Annotated in this window: 15 protein-coding genes; 7 read left to right on the top strand and 8 right to left on the bottom strand. The window is 72.8% G+C overall.

The genetic code is table 11. From position 1 onward, the window contains the following. Nucleotides 1-45: 45 nt before the first annotated feature. Entirely contained in the window at nt 46-1,359 is a 1,314-nt protein-coding gene (locus ACFWNV_RS07740; protein WP_383942082.1) for an MFS transporter, read from the top strand. A 75-nt stretch (nt 1,360-1,434) separates the two neighbouring features. Here the strand turns inward: ACFWNV_RS07740 and ACFWNV_RS07735 are convergent, their stop codons facing one another. From ACFWNV_RS07735 to ACFWNV_RS07720, 4 genes are all read right to left on the bottom strand, one after another. Next, a complete protein-coding gene (locus tag ACFWNV_RS07735; protein ID WP_383942280.1) occupies nt 1,435-2,226 on the bottom strand; it encodes a spermidine synthase in 792 nt (263 codons plus the stop codon). A 67-nt stretch (nt 2,227-2,293) separates the two neighbouring features. Then, nucleotides 2,294-3,196 (bottom strand): patatin-like phospholipase family protein, encoded by a 903-nt coding sequence (locus ACFWNV_RS07730; protein ID WP_383942277.1) that lies wholly within the window; start codon nt 3,194-3,196, stop codon nt 2,294-2,296. A gap of 113 nt (nt 3,197-3,309) precedes the next feature. Further along, nucleotides 3,310-4,494 (bottom strand): elongation factor Tu, encoded by a 1,185-nt coding sequence (gene tuf, locus ACFWNV_RS07725; protein WP_383942080.1) that lies wholly within the window; start codon nt 4,492-4,494, stop codon nt 3,310-3,312. A gap of 310 nt (nt 4,495-4,804) precedes the next feature. After that, nucleotides 4,805-5,524 carry a DNA alkylation repair protein gene (locus ACFWNV_RS07720; protein ID WP_383942079.1) on the bottom strand — a complete coding sequence of 240 codons (720 nt, stop codon included), beginning with the start codon at nt 5,522-5,524 and terminating at the stop codon, nt 4,805-4,807. Nucleotides 5,525-5,573: 49 nt separating this feature from the next. Here ACFWNV_RS07720 and ACFWNV_RS07715 point away from each other — a divergent pair, with 49 nt between their 5' ends. The 4 genes from ACFWNV_RS07715 (at nt 5,574) to lnt (ending at nt 9,830) form a co-directional block, all read left to right on the top strand. After that, nucleotides 5,574-6,311 (top strand): TVP38/TMEM64 family protein, encoded by a 738-nt coding sequence (locus ACFWNV_RS07715; RefSeq protein WP_383942076.1) that lies wholly within the window; start codon nt 5,574-5,576, stop codon nt 6,309-6,311. A 48-nt stretch (nt 6,312-6,359) separates the two neighbouring features. Continuing rightward, a complete protein-coding gene (locus ACFWNV_RS07710; RefSeq protein WP_383942074.1) occupies nt 6,360-7,238 on the top strand; it encodes an undecaprenyl-diphosphate phosphatase in 879 nt (292 codons plus the stop codon). Nucleotides 7,239-7,598: 360 nt separating this feature from the next. Next, the gene (locus tag ACFWNV_RS07705; protein ID WP_383942071.1) at nt 7,599-8,078 is read left to right on the top strand and encodes a nuclear transport factor 2 family protein; all 480 of its coding nucleotides are present in this window, start codon (nt 7,599-7,601) and stop codon (nt 8,076-8,078) included. A 75-nt stretch (nt 8,079-8,153) separates the two neighbouring features. Next, entirely contained in the window at nt 8,154-9,830 is a 1,677-nt protein-coding gene (lnt, locus tag ACFWNV_RS07700; protein ID WP_383942068.1) for an apolipoprotein N-acyltransferase, read from the top strand. On the opposite strand, the gene ACFWNV_RS07695 is transcribed toward lnt, so the two are convergent. Then, nucleotides 9,745-10,659 (bottom strand): Gfo/Idh/MocA family protein, encoded by a 915-nt coding sequence (locus ACFWNV_RS07695; protein WP_383942066.1) that lies wholly within the window; start codon nt 10,657-10,659, stop codon nt 9,745-9,747. The genes lnt and ACFWNV_RS07695 overlap by 86 nt on opposite strands. A gap of 82 nt (nt 10,660-10,741) precedes the next feature. On the opposite strand from ACFWNV_RS07695, the gene ACFWNV_RS07690 reads away from it, so the two are divergent. Together ACFWNV_RS07690 and ACFWNV_RS07685 are read left to right on the top strand one after the other, a co-directional pair. Then, the gene (locus ACFWNV_RS07690) at nt 10,742-11,266 is read left to right on the top strand and encodes a DinB family protein (protein ID WP_383942063.1); all 525 of its coding nucleotides are present in this window, start codon (nt 10,742-10,744) and stop codon (nt 11,264-11,266) included. Between the two features lie 72 nt (nt 11,267-11,338). Then, the gene (locus ACFWNV_RS07685; protein WP_383942061.1) at nt 11,339-11,929 is read left to right on the top strand and encodes a hypothetical protein; all 591 of its coding nucleotides are present in this window, start codon (nt 11,339-11,341) and stop codon (nt 11,927-11,929) included. A gap of 26 nt (nt 11,930-11,955) precedes the next feature. Here ACFWNV_RS07685 and ACFWNV_RS07680 read toward each other — a convergent pair whose 3' ends face one another. The 3 genes from ACFWNV_RS07680 to ACFWNV_RS07670 form a co-directional block, all read right to left on the bottom strand. Beyond that, entirely contained in the window at nt 11,956-12,456 is a 501-nt protein-coding gene (locus ACFWNV_RS07680; protein ID WP_383942058.1) for a hypothetical protein, read from the bottom strand. A gap of 93 nt (nt 12,457-12,549) precedes the next feature. Next, complete coding sequence (locus ACFWNV_RS07675) at nt 12,550-13,221, bottom strand: uracil-DNA glycosylase (RefSeq protein ID WP_383942274.1); 672 nt, start codon at nt 13,219-13,221, stop codon at nt 12,550-12,552. 196 nt (nt 13,222-13,417) lie between these two features. Next, complete coding sequence (locus ACFWNV_RS07670; protein WP_383942054.1) at nt 13,418-15,001, bottom strand: ABC transporter substrate-binding protein; 1,584 nt, start codon at nt 14,999-15,001, stop codon at nt 13,418-13,420. Between the last annotated feature and the right edge of the window lie 85 nt (nt 15,002-15,086).

Raw genomic sequence — 15,086 nt, 5'->3', positions numbered from 1 at the left:
GGAAATCCGTTTGGATTCCCGGCCCGGGGCGGGGATAGTCCGGAGGTGAGCTCTCTTCCCTCCCCCTCCTCCTCCCCCGTCCCCTCCGGCCGCAGGCCCGAGTGGGCGGGCCGCAACTACACCCTGCTGACGGGTGCCGCGGTCATCACGAACCTGGGGAGCCACGGAGCGCTCATCGCGACCGCCTTCGCGGTCGTCCAGGCGGGCGGCTCCGCCGGTGACGTCGGCCTGGTGGCCGCCGCCCGTACGCTGCCGCTCGTCCTCTTCCTCCTCATCGGCGGAGCCGTCGCCGACCGGGTCCCCCGCCACCACGTCATGGTCGCGGCCAACGCCCTCAACTGCCTCTCGCAGGCCGCCTTCGCCGTGCTCGTCCTGACCGGCGATCCGAAGCTGTGGCAGATGATGCTGCTCACGGCGCTGTGCGGCACCGGTACGGCCTTCTTCAACCCGGCCGCCGAGGGCATGCTCATGGCCACCGTCTCCGGCCCGCAGGCCACCCGCGCCTTCGCCCTCTTCCGGATGGCGATGAGCAGCGCCGGCGTCGGCGGAGCCGCCCTCGGCGGAGCCATGGTCGCCTTCATGGGCCCCGGCTGGGTCCTCGCCGTGGACGCGGCCGCCTTCGCCGCCGCCGGAGCCCTGCGGGCCTTCCTCGACGTCGGCCACATCGCCGAACGGGCCCCCGGCGGCGGCCTGCTGTCCGATCTGCGCGAGGGCTGGGTGGAGTTCAGGAGCCGTCCCTGGCTGTGGAGCATCGTGCTCCAGTTCTCCGTCGTCGTGGCCGTCATCGGCGCCGCCGAAGCGGTCTACGGTCCCCTGGTCGCCGTGGAGCAACTGGGCGGGGCGGCTCCCTGGGGCGTGGCCCTGGCCTTCTTCGGCATCGGCACCATCGCCGGGGCCGTCCTGATGACGTTCTGGAAGCCGCGCCGGCTGCTGCTGGTCGCCACCCTGTGCATGTTCCCGTCGGCGCTCCCCGCAGCGGGACTCGCCGTGCCGCTGCCGGTGTGGGGCCTGTGCGCGGCGATGCTCGTGAGCGGCGTGGGCATCGAGATGTTCGCCGTGAACTGGATGACGACGATGCACCAGGAGATCCCCGAGGAGATGTTCTCCCGCGTCTCCGCCTACGACTGGTTCGGCTCCCTGTCGATGCTCCCGCTGGCCACGGCGGTGGCCGGCCCGGTCGAATCGGCGATCGGCCGTACCTCGGCCCTCTGGGGCTGCTCGGCCCTGGTGATCATCGCGACGGCCGCCGTCCTCCTGGTCCCGGACGTCCGCAACATGACCCGCAAACAGCCGGCCCCCCTCGCCGAACCGGACCCCGTCCACCCCGGAGTCCCCGAATCCAGCCCCGCCGGCGTCTAAGGCGCGGGTCCGGGCAGAGCCCGGGGAGCGGTGGAAGGGCGCGTAGGGGACCTCCACCGCGCAGCGGGACGGCACTCAGCCGACGCTGAAGGCACCCTCCGGCGGCTCGGGCGAAGCCACCGCATCGGCGTCGGACACCGGCAGAGCCCCCCGCATCAGCCGTGCGAGGGCCGCCCCCGCCTCCACCCGCGCGGGAAACACGTCGCCCGCGCACACCCGCGAGAGCGCCGCCACCGGCAGCTCCCGCTCCGAAGCCAGCAGTACCGCGTTCCCGAACCGCCGTCCCCGCAGCACCCCGGGCTCCGCGATCAGGGCCAACTCCCCGAAGGCCGCGCCGAAGTTCGCGAGCTGCCCCCGCAGGAAGCCGAAGGGCGCCCCGTCGGCGAGGTTGGCCACGTACACCCCGCCGGGCCGCAGCACCCGCGCCACCTCCCGGGCGTACTGCGCCGAGGCCAGCGAAGCGGGCACCCGGGATCCACCGAAGACGTCCCCCACCACCACGTCCGCGCTCGCGTCGGGCGCCCCGGCCAGCCAGGCCCGCGCGTCGGCGACGTGCACGGTGATCCCGCTCCCGGCGGCCACCGGCAGGAACTCCCCGACCAGGGCGACGAGCCCGGCGTCGAACTCGACCACGTCCTGCCGCGACCCCGGCCGGCCCGCCGCCGCGTACCGCGGCAGGGTCAGCGCGCCGCCGCCCAGGTGCAGCAGGTCCAGCGCGGCGCCCGGCTCTCCGACGCAGTCCAGGACGTGCGCGAGGCGGCGTACGTACTCGAACTCCAGGTGCTCCGGGTCATCGAGGTCCACGTACGACTGCGGGGCCCCGTCCACGGTGAGCAGCCAGGCCCGCTCCCGGTCGATGTCCGGCATCAGTTTGGCGGTGCCCTGGGCCACGTCCCGGATCACCGGGATCTGTTCGTCACTCACCGCACCATTGTCAGGCCCCCGCAGCCGCCCACACCTCGCGCGCCTGCTCCACGTGCTCCGCGGCCTGTTCCAGCCCCGCCCGTGCGGCGGGATCGCGGCGCGCGGGGTCCAGTACGTTGCGCCCGAAGACCTTGCGGGCCTGCGAGGACGGGGTGATCAGCAGCACCTTCGCCCCGGCCTCCCGCAGTCGCGCGGCCTGCGCGGCGGGCGAGGGGATCAGCCCGGCGCCCGTGGCCATCGGCGCGAGGATCACCACGCGCCCGTAGCCCGAGGCGAGGTCGGCGTTGGTCGCGGAGCGGATCCCGCCGTCGACGAACCGCCGGCCCGCGACCGTCACGGGCGGCCACACCCCGGGTACGGCGCAGCTCGCCGAGACGGCGTCGACCAGCCCGGCCCCGCTCCCCCGATCGAAGGCGGCGAGTTCGCCGGTCAGCGCGTCCACCGCGGTGACGACGAGGCGCCGCTCGGGCCAGTCGTGCGACACGAGCCGGGCTTCCAGCACCTTGCGGCGCACGCCCTCGGGCTCCGTGTCGGCGGCGAGGGCGAAGGCGCCGATGCGGCGCCGGTAGGACTTCGCGTCGCGGGAGCGCACCATCGCGACGGCGTACCGCCCGATCAGTGAGGCCCCGAGCTTCGCGGGGAGCTCCCCGCCGGGGTCGCCGAGCTGGCGCTCGTACAGCTCCTGCGGGGTGAGCAGTCCGGAGGTGAGCTGCGCGCCGACGACCGAGCCTGCCGAGGTCCCGACGACGAGGTCGGCTCCGGTCAGGTCGACGCCCGCGCGGGCGAGCCCGTAGAGCATCCCGGCTTCCCAGCCGACGCCGGTCAGCCCGCCGCCGCCGAGCACCAGGGCCGTGCCCTTGGCTTCGCCGCCGCCCCTGCCTTCGCCGGCGCCTTCGCTGCTGCCCTGGCCCATGCTGCTGCCGTCTTCCACGAACCGCTCCCTCCCCGCATGCCTGTGGTGACGGCAGTCTGGCGCAAGCCGACCACCGCCACCACAGCGGGTACCGCCCGACCTCCGGCAGGCCGCTATCCGGCCTCGGTCACCGTCCCGGCCCCGACGGTGCGCCCGCCCTCGCGGATCGCGAAGCCGAGCCCGCTCTCCAGCGGGACGTCCCGGCCGAGCTCCACGGTCATGGTGACCGTGTCGCCCGGCCGGGCGACGCCCACCGCACCCAGGTCCACGTCGCCCACCACGTCGGCGGTGCGGATGTAGAACTGGGGCCGGTAGCCGGTCGCCACCGGCGTGGTGCGGCCGCCCTCGCGGGCGGACAGCAGGTAGACCCGCGCCGTGAAGCGGCGCCTCGGTACGACGCTGCCGGGCGCGGCCACCACGTCCCCGCGGCGCACCGCGTCGCGGGGCACCCCGCGCAGCAGCAGGGCGACGTTGTCCCCGGCCTCGGCGGACTCCATCGGCTTCCCGAAGGTCTCCAGTCCGGTGACCACGGACTCCACGGCCGCGCCGTCGCCCCCGGCGCCGAGCAGGGCGACGCGGTCGCCCATGGCCACGGTGCCCCGCTCGACGGCGCCGGTGACGACGGTGCCGCGACCGGTGATGGTGAGGACGTTCTCCACCGGCATCAGGAACGGCGCGTCGGTGTACCGCACGGGCATGGGCACGTACGTGTCCACGGCGTCGAGCAGGGCCTCGATCGACGCGGTCCACTGCGGGTCGCCGTCCAGCGCCCCGAGCCCGGAGACCCGTACGACGGGGACGGCGTCCCCGCCGTAGCCGTGGGCGGTGAGCAGCTCGCGGACCTCCAGCTCGACCAGGTCGGTGAGCTCGGGGTCCCCGGCGTCGGCCTTGTTCAGCGCGACGACGATGTGGTCGACGCCCACCTGCCGGGCGAGCAGGACGTGCTCGGCGGTTTGCGGCATGACCCCGTCGAGAGCGGAGACGACGAGGATCGCCCCGTCGAGCTGGGCCGCGCCGGTGACCATGTTCTTGATGTAGTCGGCGTGGCCGGGCATGTCCACGTGGGCGTAGTGCCGGGTGTCGGTCTCGTACTCGACGTGCGTGAGGTTGATGGTGATGCCGCGCCGGGCCTCCTCGGGGGCCCGGTCGATCCGGTCGAACGGCACGAAGGAGGCGCCGCCGCGGTCGGCGAGGACCTTGGTGATGGCGGCGGTCAGCGTCGTCTTGCCGTGGTCGACGTGACCCATGGTGCCGATGTTGAGGTGCGGCTTGGTGCGCACGAAGGCCGTCTTGGCCATGATGTCTTCCCGTGTGGTCCGAAGCTGGAGTTACGGGACCCCTGAGCGAACCGACCCTCCCCCTGTGGGGTCCGCCGGACGATCCGGGAAGGGTCAGCTTCGTGCGCCGCCGAATGCGGTCGCGCCTGCGGCGAGCTGTGCGGGGACGGCAGCCTTCGGCGCGTCCGCGACTGCGGACGGCGCTTCGGGGAAGGTCTGCCTGGACATGCGGTCGATCCTGCCGGAGCGGCCGCGGCGGGGCCACTGAATTTCGCGCCGCCGGTCGGGAGGTGTCCCGGGGCGGTCGGGACGTGCGCCCCGCCAACGGTCCCTAGGGGGTGTTCTTCAGTGCCTCGCGCACCGAGAGCGGGGACAGGGAATCCCGCTCGGCGGCGACGAAGGCGCGTACGGCGTCGGGGTCCGTCTTGGCGTACTCGCGCAGGCACCAGCCGATGGCCTTGCGGACGAAGAAGTCGGGGTGGCCGCTCTGGCGGCGGCAGTACCCGAAGAGCCGGTCGGTGTCGGTCGCGGACTTGTACCGGAGCTGGTGGAGCAGCGCGGTGCGGGCCACCCACAGGTCCTCGTCGCCGATCCACTCGTCCATGACGCGGGCGAGCTCCGGGTCCGCCGCCACGAGCGGGCCGACCGTGTGCGCGGCGAGCAGGTCGACGGTGTCCCACCAGGGGTCGGTGACGATCAGGTGCCGGACCACGGGGAGGAAGCCGGAGGAGCAGCGGGGGACGTGCCGGCGCAGGTAGTCGACGGCGAAGTAGCGGTATTCACGCTCCGGGAGCCGCCAGCAGCGCAGAGCGAGGGCCGCGCAGTCCGTTTCGGACGGTTTCGGGGTGTCCTTGGTCACGTCCCGGGACAGCTCGCGGCGCAGCGGGGTGGGGATCCCGAGGAAGGGCGAGACGTCCTTCATGTACGCGGCCATGGGCCCGGCCCGCTCCGCGTCGGCCGCGGCGCCGTAGGACTCCGTGAGCCGCGCCACCAACAGCCCGGCCAGCTCGCTCTGCGGAACTCGCGGCGGCCGCGGGGCGTTCGACTGCATGAGTCCCAGATTACGGCGCTCGGACAGGGGGGTCGGTTAGTCTCCCGGAATGTCCCTCCTCCTCACGCCGTGGACGCGGCTCTCGCTGCTCGTCGTGCTGCTCCTCGCGGCCGGCGTCTGCGTCGTGCTGTACGAGCCCCAGCGGCTGCTGTCGGAGGGCTGGCCCCCGGGGCTCCCGGTGGGCACCGCCGTCCTGCTCTTCGCCGCGGCGTACGGGGTGTGCACGGCGGCCCTGGTGCCGCGCCCGCTGCTGAACCTGGCCTCGGGGGCCCTCTTCGGCTCCCAGTTCGGCCTGGTCGCCGCGGTCGGCGGCTCGGTGATCGGTGCGGGGATCTCCTTCGGCCTCGGCCGGATGATGGGGCGTGACGCCCTGCGTCCGCTGATCCGCGGCCGTTGGCTGCAGGCGGCCGACGACCAGCTGGCCCGGCACGGCTTCCGCTCGATGCTCGCGGTCCGGATCTTCCCCGGTCTGCCCTTCGCGGTGGCCAACTACGCCGCCGCGCTGTCCCGCTGCGGCTGGCTCCCCTTCCTCCTCGCCACCGCGATCGGCGTGGTCCCGAACACCGCCGCGTACGTGATCGCGGGGGCCAGCGCCTCCTCCCCGACCTCCCCCGCGTTCCTCGCCTCGTTCGGGTTCATCGCCCTCTCCGCGGTGGGGGCGGCGGTCGTCGCCTGGCGCAAGCGGCACCGGCTGGTGCCCGTACGGAAGGCCGAGCGGACCGCGCCGGCACGGGAATTGACGGCCGTACACCCCCCTGTGGTCACGGTGGCACCCCACGGGCCCTAGCATCGGACCCGAACTGCCCGACGATCACAAGGACGAGCGCACCCCGACATGAACTGGATCGAATCCCTCATCCTCGGTCTCGTCCAAGGACTTACGGAATTCCTCCCGATCTCCTCCAGCGCCCACCTGCGGCTGACCGCGGCGTTCGCCGGCTGGCACGATCCGGGCGCGGCCTTCACCGCCATCACGCAGATCGGCACCGAAGCCGCCGTACTGATCTACTTCCGCAAGGACATCGCGAAGATCATCTCCACTTGGTTCCGCTCGCTGTACACCAAGGCGCTGCGCTCCGAGCAGGAAGCCAAGATGGGCTGGCTGGTGATCGTCGGCTCGATTCCGATCGGTGTCCTCGGCCTCGCCTTCAAGGACCAGATCGAGGGCCCGTTCCGCGATCTGCGGCTGATCGCCACCACCCTCATCGTGATGGGCATCGTGCTCGGCTTCGCCGACCGGCTGGCGGCGCGCGACGAGGAGGGCGGCCGGCACCGGGTCGTCCGCGAGCGCAAGACCCTGAAGGAACTGGGCGTCAAGGACGGCCTCATCTTCGGTCTGTGCCAGGCGATGGCCCTGATCCCGGGTGTGTCCCGGTCGGGTGCCACGCTCTCCGGCGGTCTGCTGCTGGGCTTCACCCGCGAGGCCGCGGCCCGTTACTCCTTCCTCCTCGCCATCCCGGCCGTGCTGGCTTCGGGCCTGTTCGAGATCAAGGACGTGATGGAGGACCCGGGGCACATCCAATGGCCTCAGACGATCTTCGCCACGGTCATCGCCTTCCTCGTCGGCTACGCGGTCATCGCCTGGTTCATGAAGTTCATCTCCAGCAAGAGCTTCATGCCCTTCGTGATCTACCGGGTGCTGCTCGGCATCGTGCTGTTCGCCCTGATCGGCATGGGTGTGCTCAGCCCCCACGCGGGCGAGTCGGCCGGCTAGTACGGACATCTCTCACCGCTTCGCGTGAATCGGAGGCCGCCCGGGAACGTTCCCGGGCGGCCTCCGCGTCGTTGTGGAGGGAGAGACCTGAAGACGAACAGCAGGGGGTGTCCCATGGGTCGAGTGGTGTTGGAGCGGTTTCCGGCCGGAAGTCCGAGGGGAAGCTGGCCGGCCGAGGAGTACGCGGCGCAGCGGACGCGCGAGGGCGTGCCCGCGGAGGTGGTCATGGATCTGGCGAGCGACGCCTACCTCGTGGTGGTCCGTCCCAGGGAGGCGCGTTCCGGTCACTGATCCGGTGCCGGGGCATCCGGGCCGCGCACGCCCCTTGGCCTTCGCGGCCCGCGCCCCCACACTGACCCGATGACGCAGCGTGTGGACCTTGCGGGCGTGATGGACCGGCTGGCGATCGACGAGCTGGTCTCGGGATACGCCATCGCCGTGGACGACGGGGACTGGGACGCGTACCGCGCCCTGTTCGCTCCGGGCGGGCGGGCCGACTACGCCTCGGCCGGCGGGATCGAGGGCCCGGCCGGGGAGGTCGCGGACTGGCTCGCGGAGACGATGAAGCTGTTCCCGGTGCGCCAGCACCTCATCGTCAACCGGCTGATCCGGATCGCGGATCAGGGCGGCTCCCCCGGTGACACGGCGGAGGTCCGGGCCTACTTCCTCAATCCCATGCGGCTCGCCGGGGAAGAGCCCGACGACGGTGCGGCTCCCGTCACCGCGCCCAACTTCGTCGCGGCCGGCCGGTACACCTTCGCCGTCGCCCGGACCGTCCGGTCCGGCTGGCGGCTCTCCCGGGTCACCGTCCACGAGACGTGGCGGCACATGTCGTTCTGACGGTGCGGTGACTCAGGTGACTCAGCCGACCGGGCGGGCAGGGCTGTTCCACACTGGAAGCGGAGGCCCTTGGTGATGACGGCGCTCCCGACGGTCGCGTCGGTCCAGAAGCGGGTCCCGTGGTGGCGGGCGGTGGTGGCGGTCGCCTCGGGGGCCCTGCCCTGCCTCGCCTTCCCCGCGCCCGCACTGTGGTGGTTCGCCTACGTCGCCCTCGTGCCCTGGATCCTGCTGCTGAGGTCGGCCCCCACCGGCCGGCGCGCCGCCCTGGAGGGCTGGCTCGGCGGCGCGGGCTTCGTCTTCGCCGTGCACCACTGGCTGCTGCCCAGTCTGCACGTGTTCCTGTTCCTGCTGGCGGCGCTGCTGGGCCTGCTCTGGATCCCCTTCGCGCTGCTGGTGCGGGAGTTGCTCGGCGGCCGGCCCGGCGGGGTCCGGGCGGGCGCCGCGCTGCTCCTCGTACCGGCGGGCTGGCTGCTGTCGGAGCTGGCCCGGTCCTGGCAGGGGCTGGGCGGGCCGTGGGGGCTGCTCGGTGCCAGCCAGTGGCAGGTGGCGCCCGCGCTGCGGCTCGCTTCGGTGGGCGGGGTCTGGCTGGTCGGGCTGCTGGTCGTGGCGGTGAACTGCGCGGTGGCGCTGCTGATCGCGGCGCCGGGGGCGCGAGCACCGGCGCTGGCCGGGGTGACCGGCTGCGCGGTGCTGACCGGGGTGGTGTGGCTGTGGGCGCCCCGGCCGGAGGTCTCGGGCGTGCTGCGCGTGGCCGTCGTACAGCCGGGCCCGGTCGAGGACGGCCCGGACAGCGCGGAGCGGCGGTTCGCCGTCGGGGAGCAGCTGACCGCGGGCCTGGCGGGGCTGCGCCCCGACCTGGTGGTGTGGGGGGAGAGCAGTGTCGGCGAGGACCTGACGGCCCGCCCGGACCTGGCCCGGCGGCTCGCCGCCCTGTCGGCGCGGGTGGGGGCTCCGCTGCTGGTCAACGTGGACGCGCGGGCCTCCGACCGGCCGGGGATCCGGAAATCGGCGGTGCTCGTGGGCCCCGGGGGCCCGACCGGCGACCGGTACGACAAGATGCGCCTGGTCCCCTTCGGGGAGTACGTGCCGGCCCGCGGGCTGCTGGGCTGGGCCACTTCGGTCGGCAAGGCGGCGGACGAGAACCGGGTCCCGGGAGACGCGCCGGTCGTGATGGACCTGCCGGGCCGGCCGGACGTCCGGCTCGGCCCGCTGGTCTGCTTCGAGTCGGCGTTCCCCGACATGAGCCGGCACCTGGTCCGCGACGGGGCCGCCGTGCTGATCGACCAGTCGGCCACGTCCTCCTTCCAGGACGGGTGGGCCCCGGCCCAGCACGCCTCGCTGTCCGCGCTGCGGGCGGCGGAGACCGGCCGGCCCGAGGTGCACGCCGCCCTGACCGGGATCAGCGCGGTGCACGGACCGTCCGGCGGGCGGATCGGAACCGCACTGTCCACCTCGGCGCGGACGGCGCGGGTGTACGAGGTACCGCTCGCCCGGGGCACGACCCTCTACGTCCGCTTCGGGGACTGGGCGGTGGGCGCGGCGCTGGCCGCCCTGGCCGCGTACTGCACGGTGGCGGGCGCCCGCTCCGTACGGCTCGGGCGGCCGCTCGGGCGGCCCCCGGGGACCCCGGCCGGGGATCCGGCCGGAGCGCCCCTCGGGGAGTCGCTCAGGACGCCTGCTGCGCCTGCTCCAGGGCCGAGCGCACGACCCGCTCGCACAGTTCGTGGGTCAGCAGCGCGTCGCGCGCGCTGAGGACGCTGCCCGCGGCGACGGCCTCCAGGAAGGAGTCGACGACCTGCTCGATGCCGCGCTGACGGGCCACCGACACCCAGTCCCCGCGCCGCCGGACCGTGGGCTGTCCCTTGTGGTCGATGACCTCGGCGAGGTTGACGACCTGGCGCTTGGTGTCCTGCCCGGAGACCTCCAGCACCTCCTCCGTGGAACCGGAGAGCCGGTTCATGATGCCGAGCGCGGTGAAGCCCGTACCCGACAGCTGGAGCACCACCTGGCTCATCAGGCCGTCCCGCACCACGGCCCGTACGTCGACGTGGTCGGCCTCGCCGGGCAGCAGGAAGCGCAGGGTGTCGACGACGTGGATGAAGTCGTCCAGGACGAAGGTCCGTACGTCCTCGGGCAGGCCGACCCGGTTCTTCTGCATGACGATCAGGTCGCGCGCGTGGTCGGCGCACTGCGCGTAGCCGGGCGCGTGGCGGCGGTTGAAGCCGACGGCGAGGGAGACCCCGCGGTCCTCGGCCAGTTCGACCAGGCGGCGCGATTCCGCGAGCTCGTAGGCGATCGGCTTGTCGACGTAGGTCGGCACGCCCGCTTCCAGCAGCCGTTCCACGATCTCGGGGTGGACGGCGGTCGGGGCGTGCACGAAGGCCGCGTCGAGCTTCTGCGCGAGCAGCGAGTCGAGGTCGGTGTGCAGCTGTCCGGCGGGGACGCGGTGGTGGGCGCCGACCCGTTCGAGGGTGGCCGGGGTCCGGGTCTGCAGGTGCAGTTCGAGCCCCGGGCGGGTGGTCAGGACGGGCAGGTACGCCTTCTGCGCGATGTCGCCGAGTCCGATACAGCCGACCTTCACCGGGACCTCCAGGTTCGTTCCTTGTGGGAGTACGCAGCCTAATCGGTGGTGACCACGACCGTGTTCGACCACGATGGGGCCCATGACGACCAGTGACGGATCGCACCGCACCGAACCCTCCACCACGGCCGACGAGCGCGAGATGCTCGACGGCTGGCTCGACTACCACCGCTCCACCCTGGCCTGGAAGTGCGAGGGGCTGTCCGACGCGCAGCTGCGCACCACCCCGCTGCTGCCGTCCGCGCTGAGCCTGCTCGGGCTGGTGCGGCACATGGCGGAGGTGGAGCGGTACTGGTTCCGGGAGATCATGCTGGACGAGGACCTGCCCGAGCTGTTCAGCACCCGCGAGGACCCGGACGGGGACTTCCACCTCGCCGACGGGGACACCTGGGCCGCGGCCGAGCAGGTGTGGCAGACCGAGATCGAGCTGGCCCGGCAGGCCGCGGCCGGCCTCTCCCTGGACCTCGCCTCCAAGCCCGAGAGCCACCGCCGGGGCGAGGTGTTCAGCCTGCGCTGGGTCTACACCCACATGATCGAGGAGTACGCGCGCCACAACGGCCACGCCGACCTGCTGCGCGAGCACATCGACGGCGCCACGGGCGAGTAGCCGTCACCCGTGCGGGGTGAATATCGGCTCCGGGTTTTCGCAACGGGGTCTTCGCACAGCAGAGTTGTGTGAGTGCATCCAACCCGAACCACGACAAAACTGCTGCTCGGCGTCGCCTGTGCGGTCTCGGCCGTCTCCGGCTGCGTGAACGTGACCCCGGCCCCCGTGCAGCCGGCGCCCGCCCCCGGCACCCCGGGGGCGCCTCCCCGGCACGAGCCCCGCGGCGGGCCGGGTGCCGCGCCGGTGGTCGTCCGGGCACCCGCCCTGGAGGCGCTGGAGGCCGTGGAGGCGGCGCCGGGGCGTCCCGCCGGGCCGGCTCCGTCCACCTCCGGCCGGGCGGCCGTCCCGCGGTCCGGAGCCCCGGCGGCGGAGGCGGCCTCCGGGAACGGCCGGCCGGGACACCGCGGAGCCCCGGCGGCCGCCCCGCCGGTCCCGGACATCCCCGAGCCCCGGCGGCCCGGCGGGCACCGCGACCATGCCGACGGCCGTCCCGGCGGGCAGCGCCCCGGGCGGGCCGGTTCCGAGGGCGGGGAGGTGCCGCGCGAGCTGATGCGGGAGCTGCCGGTACGCCCGGCCGACGTGTGCGCGCTGGGGCGGCGGCACGGGCGCTGGCATCCGGACAGCCCGGAGGCCCGCATCTGCGCGGGCGTCCACGGCGGCTGACGGGCGCCGGGGCCCCGGGGGTGCCGCTACTGGTTCTGCTCCGGGAACGGCCGGAGCCCCTGGGCCGGTTCCGTCGCGAGCCGGTGCTCCAGCCGGGCGATGGCGGCCCGTACGCCGTTCCCGTACCCGTCGTCGGCCAGGGCTCCGGTGGCGGCGCGGGCCCGCGCCAGGTGGATCCGGGCCGCCTCGGGACGCCGTAGCTTCACGTAGTCGGCGGCCAGGCTCAGGTGCAGCGACGGGTAGAAGACCCGCACGGCCGCCGGCGGGCCGGGACCGTCGGAGTCGGCGTGCGCGGCGGCCAGGGCCCGCAGGTCCCAGGCCAGCTCCTCCGCGGGGTCGTCCTGCGCGTCGGCCAGGTAGTGCGCGAGCGTGCAGCGGTGCAGGGAGTCGCCCTCCGTGCCGAGCTCGGACCAGATTTCGCCGAGCCGGTTGCGGGCCTCCTCGCGGTCGCCTGCGTGCAGCAGGATGGCCGCTTGGCCGATCCTGGTCATGACGGCGTCCTCAGACGCCTCCTGCTGCTCCGTCAACGCGGCCTCCGGCTTGTTCCCGTCAGACCTGCTCCGGTCCGATCATCAAGACGCTAGCCGGAGGCACCTGCAATGCCGCCTAGGCGCGGTCGGTCATCGGCCCAGGTCCGGAATCCGCCAGTCGATCGGCGCATGGCCCTGGGCGGCGACGGCCTCGTTGATCTGGGTGAAGGGCCTGGAGCCGAAGAACTTCTTGGCCGACAGCGGGGAGGGGTGGGCGCCCTTGACGACCGCGTGCCGCTCCTCGTCGATCAGCGGGAGCTTCTTCTGCGCGTACGCCCCCCAGAGGACGAAGACGGCCGGGTCGGGGCGCGCGGCCACCGCGCGGATCACCGCGTCGGTGAACTTCTCCCAGCCCTTGCCCTTGTGCGAGTTGGGCTCGGCCTCGCGGACGGTGAGCACCGCGTTGAGCAGCAGGACGCCCTGCTCGGCCCACGGCATCAGGTAGCCGTTGTCCGGGACGGGGGTGCCCAGCTCGGCCTGCATCTCCTTGTAGATGTTGCGCAGCGAGGGCGGGGTCTTCACGCCGGGCTGCACGGAGAAGCACAGCCCGTGGCCCTGGCCCGCGCCGTGGTACGGGTCCTGGCCGAGGACCAGCACCTTCACCTGGTCGAACGCGGTGGCCTCCAGGGCCGCGAAGACCTGCTCGCGGGGCGGGTAGACCGGCCCGTTCGCCCGCTCCTTCTCGACGAACTCGGTGAGCTCTTTGAAGTAGGGCTGCTCCAGCTCTCCGCCGAGGACGGGGAGCCAGGAATCGGGCAGCATCTGGGGCACGGCGACAACCTCCGGTACACGGTGTTCGAGACGTCTCGTCTGCGCGGCTGCGCTGGTGCACGCATCCGCGCTCGCGCAACTGCTTCGCGCGACTGGTCCAGAACTTACCGGTGGCCACTGACAACGCGGCGCCCGCCCGCCCCGCCCGGGTGGGCGGTGCGGACGGGCGGGGCGGCGTACGGGCCTGCTACCAGCTGGTCTTGCGGTACAGCTCCCACACCTGCATGACGGTCTGCGGGTCGAGCGCCCGCTCGGCGCCGGCGATGTCGTCGCGGGCGGCCACGTACAGCTTGCCCTGCCACAGGGGCAACAGCCGGACGTCGTCGGCGAAGATCTGCTGGGCCTTCTCGAACTCGTGGATGCCGGCCGACCGGTCGCTCTCGCGGCGGGACTTGGGCAGGATCGTGCTCAGGATCTCGGCGGACTCGTACGGGGTGCCGACCGCGTTGTCCTTGCCGACGAACGGGGCGATGAAGTTGTCCGGGTCCGGGAAGTCGGGGAACCAGCCGCGGCCGAAGACCGGGTACTCGCCCTTCTTGTAGCCCTCCTGGAAGGCCTTCCAGGGCTGCCCGCGCAGGGTGATCTTGAAGAGTCCGCTCTCGTCGAGCTGGCGCTTGAGCTCGGTGAACTCGTCGGCCGTGGAGGCGCCGTAGCGGTCGGTGGTGTACCAGAAGGTCAGGTTCACCGGCGTGGGGATCCCGGCGTCCTTGAGGGCCTTCTTGGCCTTGGCCACGTCCGGCTGGCCGTAGGAGTCGTAGAACGGCGTCTTGTGGCCGACGACCCCCTTGGGGACCATCGAGTAGAGCGGCTCGGCGGTGCCCTGGTAGACCTTCGAGACGAGCGCCCCGCGGTCGACGATCTGCGCGATCGCCCGGCGCACCTCGACCTTCGCGACCTGCGGGTCCGTGGGGTTGAAGATCAGGTAGCGGATCTCCGAGCCGACGTTCTCGACGACCTGGACGCCCGCGTCGTGCGAGGCGGGGGACTGGAGGTCCTTGACCTCGTCGGCGGAGAGGCCGCGGTAGGTCGCGTCGATCTCCTTGCCCTTGAGGGCGGCGATCATCTTCTTGGAGTCGGCGAAATAGCGGATGGTCACCCCGCCGTTGCGGCGGTTGGCGAAGCCGTTGTAGCTCTCGTTGCGGTTCAGGACCGCCTCGCCGGCTTCCTTGTACGACTCCAGGGTGTACGGGCCGGAGCCGGTGACCTTGTCGCCCTCGCGCAGCTTGTCCGCCGGGTACTGCTTCGGCGAGACGAGCGAGGCGGCCGGGGAGCCGAGCACGAAGGGGAACGTCGCGTCCGGGGTGTTCAAGTGGAAGACCACCGTCTGGGAGTCCGGGGTCTCGATCTTGTCGAGGCTGCCGAAGAGCGCCTTCGGCCCGGACGGGGCGTTGATGGTCTTGATCCGGTCCAGGGAGTGCTTGACGGCCTTGGCGTCGAGCGGCTCGCCGTCGGAGAACTTCAGGCCCTTGCGGATCGTGCAGCGGTACGACTCGTTCCCGGCGTCGGTGAACTCGCAGTTCTGCGCGGCGTCGGGCTGGGGCTTGGTGGCACCCGTGGGGAACGCCAGCAGGGTCTGGTAGACGTTCCGGTAGAGCTCCCAGGAGCCGTCCCAGGCCGCGGCTGGATCGAGGGTCGTGGGTGCGCTCGTCGTTCCGACGACAATCCGCTGTTCTCCATTGCCGCCGTCGTCCGAAAACAGGCCGCATCCGGAGAGCAGGGATATGGACGCAAGGGCCGCAGTGATCTGCAGGCATCTGGTCCGGTTGAACACGTGCACGCTCCTCGATCAGCCAGGGGTGCGGCAGACCCTACCGCAGAGCATCACGAATCCAATGGGTAGGTTTCGTGCGGCACTT

It is taken from the genome of Streptomyces sp. NPDC058401, from assembly GCF_042722885.1.
Lineage (GTDB): Bacteria > Actinomycetota > Actinomycetes > Streptomycetales > Streptomycetaceae > Streptomyces.
The sequence above is the reverse complement of the archived record's forward strand: the minus strand, read 5'-3'. Positions and strand labels throughout refer to the sequence as shown.